Raw genomic sequence first — 606 nt, 5'->3', positions numbered from 1 at the left:
CGTGTTCGACCGGGGCACGCGGTCGCTGGTGCTGCCCGCCGGGCGGTTGCTGGACACCTCGGTTTCGGCGCTGCGGCCCGGCGCGGTCGCGGTCCGCGCGTGGTCGCTGCGACTGCAAATTCTCTCGGCCCGATTTGCCGTACCGGGCAGTATGGATGAGTACCACCGGATTCTGGGAGTCCGGTTGAACTGGGGAGTGGTGCGATGAAGTTCAGTAGCGGATACCTCATGGTGTGGGGCCTGCTCGGCGGTTTGGGGGGCGCGTTCCTGCTGTTCTGGACGCTCTGGTTCGCCGGTGGCGCGGCCGGGGCAATCCTGTTCGTCGCCCTGCTCGTGATGCCGTTCGCGGTGTGGTGGCTCGTCCACGAACTCCGCAAGTCCAGCGCGATTCACCGCGCCGAGGCCGAGGCCCGCCAGCGCGCCGCGTGGCTCGAGCAGTACCCGGCCGACGCGCGCCCGCTGATCGACCGGCTAGAGCACCCGGTACAGGCGGAGATGGCGTGGGCGTCGATCGGCCTCGGCCGCCTGCCCGATCCCGTCAAGTACGGCCCCAGCGACCTCGGAGAGGCCCCGAGGCTGGTCGGGGTGCGCCGGTCCCCGGCCGGT

The 606-nt window shown here is 70.8% G+C and carries 2 protein-coding genes; both read left to right on the top strand.

The window, feature by feature from the left end:
* Positions 1–208: hypothetical protein (locus tag ACFQV6_RS44335; RefSeq protein ID WP_378033755.1), on the top strand; the 208-nt coding region annotated here is incomplete at its 5' end.
* Positions 205–606 (top strand): hypothetical protein (locus ACFQV6_RS44330; protein ID WP_378033754.1); only part of this gene is annotated, 402 nt, incomplete at its 3' end. The genes ACFQV6_RS44335 and ACFQV6_RS44330, both read left to right, overlap by 4 nt.

The sequence above is a fragment of the Actinoplanes sp. GCM10030250 genome (assembly GCF_042666575.1).
Taxonomy (GTDB): Bacteria; Actinomycetota; Actinomycetes; order Mycobacteriales; family Micromonosporaceae; genus Actinoplanes.
This window is presented reverse-complemented; position numbering and strand designations above follow the sequence as displayed.